At 64.3% G+C, this 14,838-nt stretch carries 17 protein-coding genes, 1 tRNA gene and 1 other RNA gene; 14 read left to right on the top strand and 5 right to left on the bottom strand.

What is annotated here, in order from left to right:
* Positions 1 to 58: 58 nt before the first annotated feature.
* Positions 59 to 1,381 (bottom strand): hypothetical protein, encoded by a 1,323-nt coding sequence (locus M2342_RS00620; RefSeq protein ID WP_264577108.1) that lies wholly within the window; start codon positions 1,379 to 1,381, stop codon positions 59 to 61.
* A 224-nt stretch (positions 1,382 to 1,605) separates the two neighbouring features.
* Between M2342_RS00620 and M2342_RS00615 the strand changes: the two genes are divergently transcribed.
* The 4 genes from M2342_RS00615 to M2342_RS00600 all read left to right on the top strand — a co-directional run bounded on the left by M2342_RS00615 (position 1,606) and on the right by M2342_RS00600 (position 4,854).
* Positions 1,606 to 1,681: transfer RNA gene (locus M2342_RS00615), tRNA-Thr, on the top strand.
* Positions 1,682 to 1,880: 199 nt separating this feature from the next.
* Positions 1,881 to 2,951, top strand: a complete 1,071-nt coding sequence (locus tag M2342_RS00610) for a hypothetical protein (protein WP_264577661.1) — start codon at positions 1,881 to 1,883, stop codon at positions 2,949 to 2,951.
* Entirely contained in the window at positions 2,948 to 3,259 is a 312-nt protein-coding gene (locus M2342_RS00605) for a hypothetical protein (protein ID WP_264577660.1), read from the top strand. Before M2342_RS00610 ends, M2342_RS00605 begins: the two co-directional genes overlap by 4 nt.
* 299 nt (positions 3,260 to 3,558) lie before the next feature.
* Positions 3,559 to 4,854 carry a YceI family protein gene (locus M2342_RS00600; RefSeq protein ID WP_264577659.1) on the top strand — a complete coding sequence of 432 codons (1,296 nt, stop codon included), beginning with the start codon at positions 3,559 to 3,561 and terminating at the stop codon, positions 4,852 to 4,854.
* A gap of 35 nt (positions 4,855 to 4,889) precedes the next feature.
* Here M2342_RS00600 and M2342_RS00595 read toward each other — a convergent pair whose 3' ends face one another.
* Complete coding sequence (locus tag M2342_RS00595) at positions 4,890 to 5,369, bottom strand: SspB family protein (RefSeq protein WP_181561177.1); 480 nt, start codon at positions 5,367 to 5,369, stop codon at positions 4,890 to 4,892.
* Between the two features lie 109 nt (positions 5,370 to 5,478).
* Between M2342_RS00595 and hisB the strand changes: the two genes are divergently transcribed.
* The 7 genes from hisB to M2342_RS00560 all read left to right on the top strand — a co-directional run bounded on the left by hisB (position 5,479) and on the right by M2342_RS00560 (position 10,719).
* Positions 5,479 to 6,072 (top strand): imidazoleglycerol-phosphate dehydratase HisB, encoded by a 594-nt coding sequence (hisB, locus tag M2342_RS00590; protein WP_264577658.1) that lies wholly within the window; start codon positions 5,479 to 5,481, stop codon positions 6,070 to 6,072.
* 6 nt (positions 6,073 to 6,078) lie between these two features.
* Positions 6,079 to 6,693 carry an imidazole glycerol phosphate synthase subunit HisH gene (gene hisH, locus M2342_RS00585; protein WP_264577657.1) on the top strand — a complete coding sequence of 205 codons (615 nt, stop codon included), beginning with the start codon at positions 6,079 to 6,081 and terminating at the stop codon, positions 6,691 to 6,693.
* On the top strand, positions 6,690 to 7,436 hold the full coding sequence (gene hisA / locus M2342_RS00580) for a 1-(5-phosphoribosyl)-5-[(5-phosphoribosylamino)methylideneamino]imidazole-4-carboxamide isomerase (RefSeq protein ID WP_264577114.1): 747 nt from the start codon (positions 6,690 to 6,692) through the stop codon (positions 7,434 to 7,436). Before hisH ends, hisA begins: the two co-directional genes overlap by 4 nt.
* Before the next feature lie 110 nt (positions 7,437 to 7,546).
* Positions 7,547 to 8,311, top strand: coding sequence for an imidazole glycerol phosphate synthase subunit HisF (hisF, locus tag M2342_RS00575; RefSeq protein ID WP_264577656.1), 765 nt, complete (start codon positions 7,547 to 7,549; stop codon positions 8,309 to 8,311).
* Positions 8,312 to 8,371: 60 nt separating this feature from the next.
* On the top strand, positions 8,372 to 8,689 hold the full coding sequence (locus M2342_RS00570; protein WP_264577655.1) for a phosphoribosyl-ATP diphosphatase: 318 nt from the start codon (positions 8,372 to 8,374) through the stop codon (positions 8,687 to 8,689).
* Between the two features lie 3 nt (positions 8,690 to 8,692).
* Positions 8,693 to 9,070: a histidine triad nucleotide-binding protein gene (locus tag M2342_RS00565; protein ID WP_264577654.1), complete on the top strand. Its 378-nt coding sequence runs from the start codon at positions 8,693 to 8,695 to the stop codon at positions 9,068 to 9,070.
* A gap of 125 nt (positions 9,071 to 9,195) precedes the next feature.
* Positions 9,196 to 10,719: an amino acid permease gene (locus M2342_RS00560; RefSeq protein WP_264573905.1), complete on the top strand. Its 1,524-nt coding sequence runs from the start codon at positions 9,196 to 9,198 to the stop codon at positions 10,717 to 10,719.
* Between the two features lie 32 nt (positions 10,720 to 10,751).
* Here the strand turns inward: M2342_RS00560 and M2342_RS00555 are convergent, their stop codons facing one another.
* From M2342_RS00555 to rnpB, 3 genes are all read right to left on the bottom strand, one after another.
* Positions 10,752 to 11,066, bottom strand: coding sequence for a (2Fe-2S) ferredoxin domain-containing protein (locus M2342_RS00555; RefSeq protein WP_181561185.1), 315 nt, complete (start codon positions 11,064 to 11,066; stop codon positions 10,752 to 10,754).
* On the bottom strand, positions 11,063 to 11,602 hold the full coding sequence (locus tag M2342_RS00550) for a J domain-containing protein (RefSeq protein ID WP_264577653.1): 540 nt from the start codon (positions 11,600 to 11,602) through the stop codon (positions 11,063 to 11,065). The genes M2342_RS00555 and M2342_RS00550 overlap by 4 nt, the downstream gene beginning before the upstream one ends.
* Before the next feature lie 100 nt (positions 11,603 to 11,702).
* An RNA gene (rnpB, locus tag M2342_RS00545) (RNase P RNA component class A) lies at positions 11,703 to 12,133 on the bottom strand.
* 171 nt (positions 12,134 to 12,304) lie between these two features.
* On the opposite strand from rnpB, the gene M2342_RS00540 reads away from it, so the two are divergent.
* The 3 genes from M2342_RS00540 to M2342_RS00530 are packed head-to-tail and all read left to right on the top strand — an operon-like array spanning position 12,305 to position 14,837.
* Positions 12,305 to 13,039, top strand: coding sequence for a hypothetical protein (locus tag M2342_RS00540; protein WP_264579945.1), 735 nt, complete (start codon positions 12,305 to 12,307; stop codon positions 13,037 to 13,039).
* Complete coding sequence (locus M2342_RS00535) at positions 13,039 to 14,238, top strand: M48 family metallopeptidase (protein WP_264577652.1); 1,200 nt, start codon at positions 13,039 to 13,041, stop codon at positions 14,236 to 14,238. The genes M2342_RS00540 and M2342_RS00535 overlap by 1 nt, the downstream gene beginning before the upstream one ends.
* Positions 14,235 to 14,837, top strand: coding sequence for a hypothetical protein (locus M2342_RS00530; protein ID WP_264577651.1), 603 nt, complete (start codon positions 14,235 to 14,237; stop codon positions 14,835 to 14,837). The genes M2342_RS00535 and M2342_RS00530 overlap by 4 nt, the downstream gene beginning before the upstream one ends.
* Position 14,838 lies beyond the last annotated feature (1 nt).

Raw genomic sequence — 14,838 nt, 5'->3', positions numbered from 1 at the left:
CCCGCCGGCAGGGTCCGCAACCGGACCATTGCACGGCCTGCTTATGCTCCGCGCCGGCTTAGGACGCCGGAAGTGCCTTGGCGGCTTTCGTCAGAACCCGTTCGGCAAGCTGGTCGGCGCCGTCGAGCGCTGCGACCATCGCAAGCGAGCCATCGGCCTCTCGCCGCATGATCACCACGGCCAGCCCTTCGCCGTCCACGACCAGTTGATCGGCGGGGAGGGCGGGGGCCTGCTTCAGCACCCTGCGGGAGCGCGCGATGGCCTTGTGCGGCTGTTTGGGAGCTTCGTTGCGGCGCGCCGCGCGGACCTGCGCCACCACGCCCTTGAGGCCGCCCACCGTGGCATGAAGATGCGCGATCAGGGCGCCCGGCTGCATCCGCGCGTCGAGCGCGAACTGGATGGCGCAGACGAACTCGGCCAGGCGCGTCTTGTCATAATGCGTGCCGAAGACCAGCTTCACCAGCGCCGTCAGCGGGCTGCGGGGCTGCACGGCTATGCCGGAGTCGGCGAGCAGCGCGGCATAATCCTCCGGCCGGGCGGCGGCGACCTGCGCCAGCGCATGCGCGAGCCCGACCGCGCGGTAGAGCGCGTGGCGTGTCCGCCCCTCTTGGGCATGGGCGGCCATGGCGGCATCGCGCGCCAGGGCCAGCATGTCGGCCAGCGCCGTATCCTGGTCCGGCAGGGTGATCGTCTCGCTGGTCAGGTCCAGCGCATCGTCGGTCGGCACGTCTTCGGCGAAATCGGTCACGGACGCAGCCGCGATCGTCTGCGCGGAGGGGCCATCGGCCCAGATGGCGGTGGCGTCGGTCGTCCTCACACGCACCGGCGCGGCGGCCTCGGCCTGCGCGATGATGCTTTCGGTCAGCGCGTCCGTCGCGACCTCCTTCCAGTTGATCACGCCATAGACGAAGTCGATCGCGTCATCGCGGGTCGAGAAGGGCATCATGATGCCGCGATACATGACCTCGACGCCACGCTGGTTGGTGAACTCCGCCTCGAACCCGATCGGTGCGGCGTTGGCCACGATCTGCAGATAATGGTCGGTCAGGCGGGAGAGCAATGTGCGCGCCGGAACCTGGCTGGCCCGGCGCACGGAGGTGTCGATATCGCACTGCGCGGCCAGAGCAGGACCGATGAAGGCAATGGTCGGATCCTCGACGCCCGCCGTGAAGTCCAGCAGCACGCTGTGCGAGCCGAAATCCTGCAGTTCCTCGGGATTGAGATCCTCGATGCTCGGCAGCGACCGGTCGCGCAGCAGCGAAGACCAGTAATTATAGGCGCGGATGTGCATGCGCCGCTCGTCGAAGCGGACGAGCGGAGGGGCATCCATGGCTTCGTCCAGCGTGGTGACCGCGTCGGCCTGGCTGTGATGTACGTCCATTCGAGGATTCGCCTGTGGTCGCGTGCAACGGGCGAACCCTGCGCCATGAAGGGTAAAGGCCCGGTAAAGGCACCAAATATCGCCGCCGGCCCGCGCGATACCACAGGCGAAAACGCGATCGGCGCTTGCCATGCCCGGCACACGCTGATAAGCGCCCCGCCTGCATGATCGTGTGCCGCACTGGACACGCATCATGATGATCGCCGGTTTGCCGGCGAGCCGGAGCCGCTTTAGCTCAGCCGGTAGAGCATCGCATTCGTAATGCGAGGGTCAGGTGTTCGAGTCACCTAAGCGGCACCATTTTTGAACCGGCAGGAAAGCCGGATTGAGACAAGCCACATACATAATTAGCTAGGAACAGTTCTCTGTGGCTTTACCGCCGGGAGCCGTCGTGGTGCCGCGTGGTTCTCGAAGACCGGGGTAGAAACCGACCCGCTCCGGCTTGACTTGTTGGAAAATGTTCCCGAAATGTTCTCACCTCATGATGGAGGTGCGGCGAATGATCGAGTTATCAGAGGACGAATGGCGTCGGGCCTTTTCGGCGTGGTTGCGCACCGGCAAAGTGGCTTCGGTGCCAAAAAACGATGCGATAGAGTGCAAGTTCAATCCTTGGCATGATCCGGAAGATGGCCGGTTCACTTTTGCCGGATCCGGAAATTATCATGGCAGAGGCCGGCCTGGGCCAGCGTCTCGTACGCCAGGAAACGTAAGTCGCGGCAATCTCCGTATCGCGCGGACACCGACACCAGAGACGTCATCTGCCAAGCAACCACAGGGTTTCGACAAAAGGCCGAACGGGGGCACCGGAAGCGCGGCGCAGCCGAGGCCTGCTGGTTCGCCGCGCGAGCAGCCAAATCCCGCCGCCGAGTTTGTCGGCGGTGTCGGTGAAGGTCTTTACGGCGTGGCGAAAGAGACGGTCGTGGGGGTGCGCTCGGTCTTGACGACAAATCCGGTTACGACGGTTCGAAATGCCGGTCGCGGGATCGCCACCATGATCGATACGGCGATAGCAGCGGAGGATACGCCTGCTCATACTCAAATATCGCGCGCCGCCGATGCCGTCGCGAATGCTTCGGCGCGAGATATCGGCCGAGCAGCCGGATCGGCCGTTGGCAATGCCGCATTGGCAGTCGCGCCCAGCGCGGTGGTGGGCAAGGTTGCGGCGTTACGCCGTCTGCGCGGAACCGTACCTCGCCCACCTCATGAGCCGCCGCAGATCGGCTGGGTTAAGGAAAACCTCGGTCCCGAAACACGGGCGAAGCGCTATAATGATGCCGCGACGGGCGCTCGCCCCGGTCAGGCGCCCACGTTGATGCGGACGATGCCGGATGGCTCAAGACGGCCGGTCAAGTTCGATGGCGTGCAGGGGGAATATGTGATCGACAGGAAATTCAAGGTCGTAGATGCCCCGCACGCCCGCGCTCAGCTATTGCGCCAATCAGAGGCTTTAGCGCATAATCGCTCCATCGGAACTTGGGAGGTTCCAAATGAAGCTCAGCGTATTGCTGCGCTTAAGCTGTTTAAAAAAATGAAGATAACCAACATCAAGGTAAGGGTGGTCAAGCCATGATTGTTGAACAGATCGCCAGGATTGTCGCAGATTTTTTTCTGTTCTTGAACATGACTGACGAGGAATTGCTAGATCTTGATGTGTCTGTCCTCATGATGGAGGATATGGCAGCGAGGCTTCAAGATTTGGACAAAGCTTTTCTTCGAGAGCTGGTCGATGCATTTCCTGTGATCGCCTCAGAATATAGCGGCGAGGCCCACAAATTGGTGCTCGACATACCCTATAGCTTCTATCTTGAGGAAACGCTTGCCGCCGGCGATCCGGTGAGGCTAGCCGAACTGGAAGCGCTCCGCGACGCGAGGGATTGAACGTCCGATTTTAGGGCGGGTTGTCTCACGGACCTTTCGAAGCCGCCCTATGACGCGCGATCAATAGAAACTTCTTGGTGATTTGAGTGCCCACCTTTTTCGTCTGTGGCACCATTTTTTCCTTAACGGCGGGTCTTGTGCGGTCGTCCCGGTCTGGCGGCTGCTTCGACTGCCTTGCCTTTTGAGCGCTTGCCCTCCCCGAAGCGGTACGCCGCTCCCAACCCGCTTGCTAAGCGCCTGTCCGGCTGGCAGGTTCGGCGGCACTCTATTCGACTGGGTGTTGGGGAAACGCGACGGACATGAGCCTGCATCAATCGCCTGCGCGCTATTCGCTTGCCGCGATTATTCTGCACTGGTTGCTTGCCGCTTTGCTGCTCTTTCAGGTGTCGCTGGGATGGCGCCTGGAGGATCTGGCCGGCCTGCCGCAGTTCGCGGCCTATCAGCTTCACAAGACGATCGGCATCAGCATCCTGCTGCTCAGCGTGGCGCGCCTGGTGATCCGACTGCTGGTGCCCCGGCCCCGTCCGCTTAACACGAGCCTGCTGCTCGCCGCCCTCGCCGGCGGTGTCCATGCCCTGTTCTATGTGGTGATGATCCTCGGACCGCTCACGGGCTGGATCATCGTCTCGACCTCGGCGATCAAGGTGCCGACATTGCTGTTCGGCGTCATTCCATGGCCGCATCTGCCTGTGAGCGCTGCCCTGCACGATCCGGCGGAAGCCGTGCACAGCCTGCTTGGCTGGCTCCTGGCCGGGCTGGTGATCCTGCATGTCGCGGGAGCACTGCGGCACCACTTTTTGCGCAAGGATATTCTTGGCCGCATGGTGCCTAGCGCCTTGGGCAGACGAGGCGCGCTCAATATGGTGGCGGGTCTCGCGATCGCGGGCGCGCTAACGGCCTTTGCACTGGCCTGGGTGCTGCCGTTCGGCGGCAAGGCCCCGGCGCAAGCGGATGCCGGTCTTGCGGGCTCAAACGTGGCGGTCGCGGATAATGCGGGCGACCCTGCTGTCAACGCCAGCAACGCAGCCGAAGACGCGGTGGCGGTCAATCAGGCTGCGGCGCCGGCGGACGAGCCAGCCAAGGACGAGGCGCAGAAGGCCGTTGCCTGGACGGTGCAGCGCGGCGGCACGCTCAATTTCCGCACGGCCTATTCCGGCTCCGACATCGAAGGCGGCTTTTCGCGCTGGGATGCCGACATAGTCTTCAGCCCGGATGATCTGCCCGGCTCGCGCATCGCGGTGACGGTCGATCTGGCGTCGGTCGACAGTGCCGACAGCCAGCGCGACGACATGCTGCGCGGTGACGAGTTCTTCGGCGTGGCGGCGCATCCGCGCGCGACGTTCCGGGCATCGCGCATCACGCATCGCGATGGCAATCGCTACCGCGCAGCGGGCACGCTTTCGCTCAACGGGCAGCAAAAGCCAGTGACGCTCGATTTCACGCTGGATATCGACGGAATGGTTGCGCGGGCGCGCGGCTCCACCCGGATCGACCGCACCGCCTTCGGCGTCGGGACGGGCGAGTGGTCCGACACCAGCACGATTCCGGATGCCGTAACGATCAGCTTCAATTTTCAGGCAAAGCGGGCGGAGTAAGCGGGAACAGGGCGCGCTCGGGTCGCGCCTGACCCTTATTTCTTCTTTCCGAAGTCTACCGTCACCACGTTGGAGCCGTCTTCGGCCTGTGCGACCGGCGTATCGTTCTCCGCCATCTCCATGGTTTCGACGGCTTCGCCGCTCTCCATCACCTGGAACTCCAGCGAGAAGTTGACGGCCGGGTCCACGAAGAAGCGCAGCGCCGCGAACGGGATCACCAGATGCGCCGGCACCTGATTGAAGGTGAGGCCGACCTCGAAGCTGGTATCGGTAACCTTGAGATCCCAGAATTTATGCTGCAGCACGATGGTCATCTCGTCCGGGAAGCGCTCGGCTAGCCAGGTGGGAATACTCACCCCTGGCGCCTGCGTCTTGAACGTGATGTAGAAATGATGATTGCCTGGCAGGACGCCCGTCAGCGCAATATCCTGCAAAACGCGCCCGGGAATCGCACGCAGCGCCTCCTGCACGATTTCGTCATAGGGAATCAGGCTGTCTGCTGGCTCTTCCGTCATGGCCACAGTCCTAGCGCGGGGGGCTCGCCGGTCAAGCACAGAGCGTTACAGCCGTTAACGGTCGAGAAGCGCATTGCATGGTCCGCCGCGCGCGTTATAGGCCGCAGCCATGCGTAGCGCGGAGATCAGGCGGAAAACCGGCGAGACCGATATCGAGGTGAGCGTCAATCTCGATGGGTCCGGCACTTATTCCATTTCGACCGGCATCGGGTTTCTCGACCATATGCTGGAGCAGCTCTCGCGCCATTCGCTGATCGATCTGAGCGTGAAGGCGGTCGGCGATCTGCATATCGACCAGCACCACACCACCGAGGATACCGGCATCGCGATCGGTGAGGCGATCGCCAAGGCGCTCGGCGACAAGCGCGGGATCGCCCGTTATGGCGAGGCGCACGCGCCGATGGACGAGACGCTGACCCGCGTCGCGCTCGACATTTCCGGTCGTCCCTGGCTGGTCTGGAAGGTGGAGATCCCCATGCACCGGCTGGGTGAGTGGGATACCGAGCTGATCGAGCACTGGTTCCAGAGCTTCGCGCAGTCGGCGGGGATCACCCTGCATGTCGAGAACCTTTATGGCAGCAACAATCACCACATTGTGGAGAGTTGCTTCAAGGCGCTCGCTCGCGCACTGCGGCAGGCGGTGGAGATCGATCCGCGCAAGAGCGATGCGATCCCCTCCACCAAGGGCACGCTGGGCGGCTGACAGTCCATGACCATCGCGCTCATCGATTATGGCGCGGGGAACCTCCACTCCGTGCACAATGCGCTCCGGGCCGCCGGGGCGCATGGCGTCGTCATCACCGCCGATGCCGAGGTGGTGCGCCGGGCCGACCGAATCGTGCTGCCGGGTGTCGGCGCTTTCCGGGCCTGCATCGAGCCGCTGCGCGCGCTGCCGGGCATGATCGAGGCGATGCACGAGGCGGTGTTCGAGGTCGGGCGACCGTTCCTCGGCATTTGCGTGGGTATGCAGTTGCTGGCCGATGCCGGCGAGGAGTTTGGGCGGCATGAGGGGCTGGGCTGGATTCCGGGCACGGTGCGGCGCATCGAGCGGGACGATCCCGCGATCAAGATCCCGCATATGGGCTGGAACGATGTTGTCGGCGCGCGCGCCCATCCGCTGGTGGAGCCGGGTGAGGCCTATTTTCTGCACAGCTATCATTTCGAGGCGGCGGAGGCGGCGCATGTCGTCGCGACCACCGACCATGGCGGACCGCTGGTGGCGGCGGTCGGCAAGGACAATATTTTGGGCGTCCAGTTCCATCCGGAAAAGAGCCAGGCCTATGGCCTCGCGACCCTCGCCCGTTTTCTGGAGTGGGCGCCATGAGTGAAATTCCGCCGTTCATCGTTTTTCCCGCCATTGATCTCAAGGGCGGGCAGGTCGTTCGCCTGGCCGAGGGCGATATGGACCGGGCGACCGTCTATGGTGACGATCCCGCCGCGCAGGCCTTGATCTGGGCCGAGCAGGGCTCGGATTTCCTGCATGTGGTGGATCTGGACGGCAGCTTTGCCGGCCATGCCGTCAATGGCGCAGCGATTGCGTCCATCGTTCAGGCCTTCCCCGGCCATGTCCAGCTTGGCGGCGGCATTCGCGATCCGCAGGCGGTGCAGGGCTGGTTCGCGCTCGGCGTGTCGCGCGTCGTCATCGGCACGGCGGCGCTCAAGAATCCGCAGTTCGTCAAGGATATGGCGGCGGACTATCCCGGCGGCATCGTCGTTGCGGTGGACGCGCGCGATGGCATGATCGCGACCGATGGCTGGGCCGAGAAGTCTGACATGCCGGTGGTCGATCTGGCCCGCCGCTTCGAGGACGCGGGCGTCGCCTCGCTGCTGTTCACGGATGTGGGCCGCGACGGCCTGCTCAAGGGCGTGAACATCGATGCGACGGTCGAGCTGGCGCGGGCCGTGGACATTCCCGTGATCGCCAGTGGCGGCGTGGCGGATATCTCGGACATTCGGGTGCTCAGCCTCCATGCTGGCGATGGCATCGAGGGCGTGGTGACCGGCCGGGCGCTTTACGATGGTCGGTTGGACCTGCGGGCCGCGATTGCTGTGGCGAATGCCGCGTGAATGTCACGCAGCTACCTCCCGTTCGTGTCGAGCGAAGTCGAGACACGCGAGGACAGTGGTGGCCGTGTCTCGACTTCGCTCGACACGAACGGATGTGAGGATTTAGTCCAGTGACCGTCCGCACCCGCATCATTCCCTGTCTCGATGTCGCCAATGGCCGCGTGGTCAAGGGCGTGAACTTCGTCGACCTGCGCGATGCCGGCGATCCGGTCGAGCAGGCCAAGGTCTATGATGCGGCCGGGGCGGATGAACTGTGCTTCCTCGACATCACCGCCAGCCATGAGGATCGCGGCACGCTGCTCGATATCGTCGCGCGCACAGCGGAAGTCTGCTTCATGCCGCTCACCGTCGGCGGTGGCGTGCGCAGCGCGGAGGATGCACGCGCGCTCCTGCTTGCCGGCGCGGACAAGGTCGCCGTGAACAGCGCCGCCGTGTCGCGTCCCGAGGTGGTGAGCGAGATTGCAGATCGGTTCGGCAGCCAGTGCATCGTGGCCTCCGTCGATGCCCGGCGGGTCGGTGAGGGCCGCTGGGAAATCTTCACCCATGGCGGCCGTCGCGCCACCGGCATCGACGCGCTTGCTCACGCGGCGCGGCTTGCGGAGCTTGGCGCGGGCGAATTGCTCGTCACCTCCATGGATGGCGATGGCACGAAGCAGGGCTATGACCTTGCGCTGACCCGCGCCATTGCCGATGCGGTCACCGTGCCGGTCATCGCCAGCGGTGGCGTCGGCACGCTCGATCATCTGGTCGAGGGCGTGACGCAGGGCCATGCCAGCGCGGTGCTCGCGGCCTCCATCTTCCATTTCGGCCAGTACAGCGTGCGTGAGGCGCGGGCAGCATTGGCCGCTGCGGGCATTCCCGTCCGTCACCCCTGAGCGCGGCGTCAGCCGGAAAAGCCATTGACGCCCGGCGGCGCAGCGGCAAGGACAAGCGCCATGGACAGCCTCTTCCGCCTCGAACAGACCATCCTCGCCCGGCGCGAGGCCGATCCCGACAGCTCCTATGTTGCCCGCCTGCGCGCCAAGGGGCTGGGCAAGATGACGCAGAAATTCGGCGAGGAAGCCGTCGAGACGGTGATTGCCGCGCTGAGTGAGGACAAGGCGGCCCTGACCGGCGAAGCGGCCGACCTCTTGTTCCACCTGCTCGTCCTGCTCGCCGAGCGCGGCGTTACCCTTGCCGATGTCTGCGCCGAGCTGGACCGGCGCGAGGGCGTTTCTGGGCTGGACGAAAAGGCATCGCGCACAAAGGAGTGAGCCATGGCGATCGACCCGACCCTTCCCTATGACGAGAGCAATATCTTCGCGAAGATCCTGCGCGGCGAGATTCCTTGCAACAAGGTGTTCGAGGACGATCATGTCCTCGCCTTTCACGACATCGCCCCGCAGGCGCCGACGCACATTCTCGTGATTCCCAAGGGCGCCTATGTGAGCTGGGACGATTTCTCGGCCCGCGCGAGCGAGGGCGAGATCGCGGCATTCGTGCGCGCGGTCGGCGTGATTGCCCGCGAGGCGGGGCTGGTGGAGCCGGGCTATCGCCTGCTCGCCAATGTCGGCGCGCATGGCGGGCAGGAAGTGCCGCATCTGCACGTTCATCTGTTCGGCGGACGCGCGCTGGGGCCGATGCTGGCGCGCTGAGCGCGGTTTGCCTGCCCGCGACGCCTTGCCCTGTCGCAAGCCCCTTGCGCGTCGCCGATAAGCCTATAGGCTTGGCGGTCAGTTCAGGGGGAGCGGCTGCGGCCGCGCTGTATAGAGAGACGCGCATGATCTTTGGCCGCATCAAGCCACTCGACGCCATTCTCGCCACTGCCGAAAAGAAATCACTGCACCGATCGCTCGGGGCCTTCCAGCTGACCATGCTGGGTGTGGGCGCCGTGATCGGCACCGGCATTTTCGTGCTGACGGCGGAAGCGGCGCAGAAGGCGGGGCCGGGCATGATGCTCTCCTTCGTCATCGCCGGCTTCGTCTGCGCCGTGGCGGCGCTCTGTTATTCGGAAATGGCCTCGATGGTCCCGGTTTCGGGATCGGCCTATACCTATAGCTATGCGGTGATGGGCGAGCTGATCGCCTGGATGGTCGGTTGGGCCTTGATCCTCGAATATGCCGTGGCGGCGGGGGCCGTCTCGGTCGGCTGGTCCGGCTATGTCGTCGGCCTGCTCGAGCATGCGCTGGGCATCGACATTCCCAACATGCTGGTGCGCGGGCCGTTCGATGGCGGTCTGGTCAATTTGCCTGCCATGGGCATCGCCCTGCTGGTCACATGGCTGCTCGTCATCGGCACGCGTGAGAGCGCGATGGTCAATGCCGTGCTCGTGGTGATCAAGGTCGCGGCGCTCACTCTGTTCATCGTGCTGGCGCTGCCAGTGATGAACATGGAGCAGTTCTCGCCTTTTGCACCCTTGGGTTTCGGCGGCATAGGCGCGGCGGCGGCGTCGATCTTCTTTGCCTATGTGGGCTTCGATGCGGTCTCCACCGCGGCGGAGGAAACCAAGAATCCCCAGCGCAACATGCCGATCGGCCTCATTGGCTCGCTCACCATCTGCACGATTTTCTACCTGTTGGTTGCTGCCGGGGTTGTCGGCACGGTGGGCTCGCAGCCTTTGATGGGCCCGGCCGGGGAAGCGCTGGCGCCGGGCAGCAAGGCGCTGGCCGATCAGTGCGCGGCCATCGGCGATCAGGCAGTGGTCTGCTCGAAAGAAGCGTTGGCCTGGACGATGCGGGAGATCGGCTGGCCGCAGATCGGCAACCTCATCGGTTTGGCTGCTGGTCTTGCCCTGCCGTCGGTCATCCTCATGATGATGTTCGGCCAGACGCGCATCTTCTTCGTCATGAGCCGGGACGGGCTGCTGCCGGCGGTGTTCTCCAAGGTCCACCCCAAGTTCCACACGCCGCATGTCATCACGATCATCACCGGCGTTTTCGTGGCCCTGTTCGCGGCCTTCTTCCCGGTCGGCATTCTCGCCGACATTTCCAATTCCGGCACGCTGTTTGCCTTTGCCGCCGTCTCCATCGCCGTGCTCGTGCTGAGGCGGACGGACCCGACGCGCAAGCGGCCGTTCCGTACACCGGCCATCGCCATCACCGCGCCGGTCGCGATCCTCGGCTGCATCTACCTCTTCTTCAAACTCGGTATCGAGACGAAGCTGATGTTCGTGGCCTGGGCTGTAGTCGGTCTCGTCGTCTATTTCGCCTATAGCCGCTCGCGCAGCCATGTCGGGCGCGGCACCGTCGAAGTGCCTGAGGCCGATCCCGACGCGCCGCCGCAGCCCGTGCCGCCCATCGACTGACGGCACCGGTCAGCCGGGCCGCATCGATCATCTCAGGATTTGTTGCGCAGCCCCAGATCGTGCGCGAGAACATCCAGATTGGCGCCGGGGTGGATGATCAGCCATCGGTCCGGCTTGCTGGTGTCGACCACGGTCACCGCGCGCTTGGGGCAGATGTCGAGGCAGCCGACCTCGAGAATGCCGGCACCGGCCTTGCGACCCTTGCCGAGCTGCAGATGCTTGCGCAGAGCCTTGCCAAGGGTCTTGTTCCCCTCCGGCCCGAAACCGCCACCCTTGATCTTCTTTTCGCATTTGCGACAGACCAGCACCGCGTTGGACCAGCGACTGCGGACCTGACGGGCGCTCATGGCGCGGGCTTCCAGCTCTTGCGCTCCTCGGCCACGCGCAGCACGTCATAGGCGGCCTGGATGGCCTGAAAGCGCGTGGCGGCGTCGGCATCGCCGGGGCGCACATCCGGGTGGCATTCCTTGGCAAGTGCGCGCCAGCTCCGCTTCACCGCCTCGAAATCGGCATCGCTCTCCAGCCCCAGCACATCGAGCGCGCGCATCTCGTCGCGCGAGCGAGTGCCATCGCCGGGGCCGGCCCATTGATTGTGAGCGCTGGTCCGATAGCCGGAGGCATCGCGCTGCTCATTGTGCATGCGCTCGTGGCGCTCTTCCTCGTCCAGCCCCGCGAAATAATCCCAGCCCTTGTTATATTCAGCGGCATGAGCCTGGCAGAAATACCAGCGGTCCGGGCTGTTGGGGGATTTGGGCGCGGGGCAGTTGCCGGGCTGGTCGCAGCCATGCCGGTCGCACAGCCGAACGGCCTGCGCTTCCCGCGCGGAGCCATAGCTGCGCCAGCGGGGAAAGCCCCAGTCATTGTTCCGTCCGCTTCTGGCCATCCGATCTCACTTAGTGCGGGTTCGTGGTGAAATCCACCGTAGCGCGGTGAAAATGCGGGCATTGCGACGGCGGCGCCATTGCCCTGCAGGCGATCAGCAAAATGCCAGGCGGTCTGTAAGCCGGGTTCTGTCCACCGCCGCCGTATCCCGTAAAGGGACGCGCATGCGGATGGGCGACCATTCCTCTAGGGCCATGCTCTCGCAGGGCCTCAAGCAACCAACCCGGGCGATCTCGGCCGAAACAAGCCTAGCAGGCCTGAAGACCTGCGCGCCGCCCCTATTCGGTCTTGCTCCCGGTGGGGTTTACCGTGCCGTCCGCCGTTGCCGGGGACGCGGTGCGCTCTTACCGCACCCTTTCACTGTTCACGCGGCCGAAGCCCAAGCCCGAAGGCGAACGTGACCTGCTCTCTGTTGCACTGTCCCTAACTCCCGCAAGGAGAGCCGCCGGACGTTATCCGGCACCGTTGTTTCGTGGAGCCCGGACTTTCCTCGCCGGACGCAAGCGCCCGCCGCGGCCGCCCGACCGCCTGGCGAACGGGGCTATAGGCGCAGGCGGGCGGAGAGTCACGGGCGGTGTCACGCAGATGGTGCAAGATAGTAACTAGCTCCCCCGAAAGACGACTTGCAAAAGTCAACTTCGCGTTGTTATCTTCCACCAGGTCGCTGCAAAGCGAATGGGGGGATTGCTTGAGACTATTCACTATGTGGCTCGCCTTTGCGGCGGGTCTTTCCGCATCCATTTGTAGCGCGGGCTTTGCGCAGGAGCGTTCGGCCGTGAAGCAGGGCTTCTCGCTGCCGCCAAACAGTCAGAAGAAAATCCTGCTGTTTCGTCCGGCGGTCCGCGTGGGCGCGCAGTCCACTGGCGGGATGTTCGAGCCCAATGCCGAATGGACCGAGAAGGCCAAGGCAAATATCGAGGCGGCGCTGACGCAGTATCAGAGCAGGCTGGGCAATCAGGTCGTCGTGGCGCCCGAAGCCTATGGCGAACAGGACCAGAATCTGCAGGAGTATATGTCCCTGTTCTCGGCCGTTTCGCAGGCGGTGATCGAGTATCAGTTCTTCGTCGGCAACCGGCTGCCGACCAAGAAGCGGGACAATAAAGAGCAAGTCTTCGAATGGTCCCTTGGCGACGGGGTTGCGCGCCTGCCCGGTGCGCAGGATGCCGACTACGGTCTCTTCATTTACAATCGCGATGCTTACGGCTCGACCGGGCGCAAGGTGCTGCAGATCATGGCCTTGATGGGCGGCGTCTCGGTTACGTCCGGCGAGCATATGGGGTTCGCTGGGCTTGTCGATCTCAAGACCGGCGATCTGCTCTGGCTGAACGCGGACGGCCAGATGGGCGGCGATGTGCGTGAGCCGGATGGCTCGGAAAAGCGCGTCGCCCAGCTGTTGGAGGATTTCCCGGGCAGCAGCATCGGCAAGGCTGCGAAGTAATGCGGCGCCTCGCCTGCACCGTCGCGGCGACGCTGGCGGGACTGCTTGCAGCTGGCGCGCACGCCGTGCCGCCGCTTCCGCCGCCTTATGCGGGTGCCTACCAGCCGCAGGGTGTCGATGAAATCGGCATGTGGCGGGAAATGGACGAAGAGGAACGCGTGCTGGCGACATCGCCGCTCGTGATCCGCGACGAGGCCCTGACCGGCTACATCACCAGAGTTTTGTGCAGCACGGTTGGCGAAGACCGGTGCAAGGCCACGCGGATTTATGTGATCCGCGAGCCGAGCTTCAACGCCAGCATGGCCCCGAACGGCACGATGCGCGTCTACAGCGGGTTGCTGCTGCGGATGCGCAACGAAGCGGAACTGGCGGCGATACTCGGCCACGAGTTCGGCCATTTCGAGAGCCGGCATTCGCTGCAGCAATTTCGCTCGCAGCGGTCCGGCACCGACCTGCTCGCGTGGACCGCCGTGCTCGCGAGCATGGCCGCACCTTACGGGGGCATGCAGACCTATCGCGACATGCAGTTGCAGGTCTACGGCACCTTGTACCGGTTCGGACGAGATCAGGAGCGGGAGGCAGACCTGCTCGGACTCGCCTATCTTAACCGCAGTGACTACCGCCCGCAGGCTGCAGCCCAGGTGTGGGAAAACCTGATGGGCGAGATGACCGCCTCCGCCAGCGCGAAGGGGCTCAGCAAGCCCAATTTCAAGAAAATCGCCTTCACGGCCTCGCATCCGCCGGAGGGAGAGCGCGCATCCTATCTGGCCGAGCTGGCAGCACCAGAGGGCGCCGGGCGAGACGATGGGGTGGCGCGATATCGGGCCGCACTGGCGACCTGGACGCCCCGGTTTCTCGAGGACCAGATCAAGCTGAACGATTTCGGCGGCAGCGATTACCTGATCCAGGCGCTGGCGCAGGACGGTTGGACCGCGCAACTCTGGTTCTCCAGAGGGGAGCTGTATCGCAGCCGCGGGCACCCGCGCGATCTGATCCAGGCGGCCGACTTTTACGCAAACGCCATCAAGGCCGACCTGGATTTCGCCGAGGCCTACCGAGGGCTGGGCTTGTCCAAGCTGAAGACAGGCGCGCGCGCCGAGGCGTGGGAGGGGCTGCGCAGCTACCTGCGGTTGAAGCCTGATGCGTCCGACGCAACCATGATTAAAATGATGCTTCCGAAAGAAACGACCGACCAATGAAACGCACGCTTTTCAAGCTTCCGCTCGCTGGCGCCGCAGCGCTCGCGCTGATGACAGCCACGCCGGCTCTGGCGCACAAGCTGCGCCCCAGCGGGGTCGCTGCGCAAGTAGCCACCTCCTCGTTGACGGTGACGCCCTCCCGCGACTGGAATCAACTCGGCCGGCGGCCGGGCCAGTTTGCGGAAAGCTGGACGGTGGACGGCGCCCAGCTGAACGACGTCACCTTCTACACCGCCGTGCCTGCGGGCCAGCCCCTGATCAAGGAGCGCAGCAAGAAGCGGGAGCCTCTGCCCAAGTTCACCAGCGAAACGCTGCTGATCGAGATTCCCGAGCTGCTGGAAAGGACGTACCGGACTGCGAAAGATCTCGCCGCCTTTGAACTCATCTCAACGGAGCCCTCGGCATTCGTCGGAGCGGAGGGTGTGCGCTTCCGGTACGCGTTCACCGACAAGGACGGGCTGACGCGACAGGGGGAAGCGCGGGCGGCGATCATCGCCGGTAAGCTGTACATGATGACCTATGATGCTCCGCGGCTGAACTATTTCAGCCGGAACGCGCCGGATTTCGAGGCTCTGGTGGCGAGCGCTCGCCTCAACTGAC

The organism is Sphingobium sp. B8D3A, assembly GCF_025961995.1.
GTDB lineage: Bacteria > Pseudomonadota > Alphaproteobacteria > Sphingomonadales > Sphingomonadaceae > Sphingobium.
Note: the sequence above shows the minus strand (reverse complement) of the source record. Positions and strands in the feature narration are given on the sequence as shown.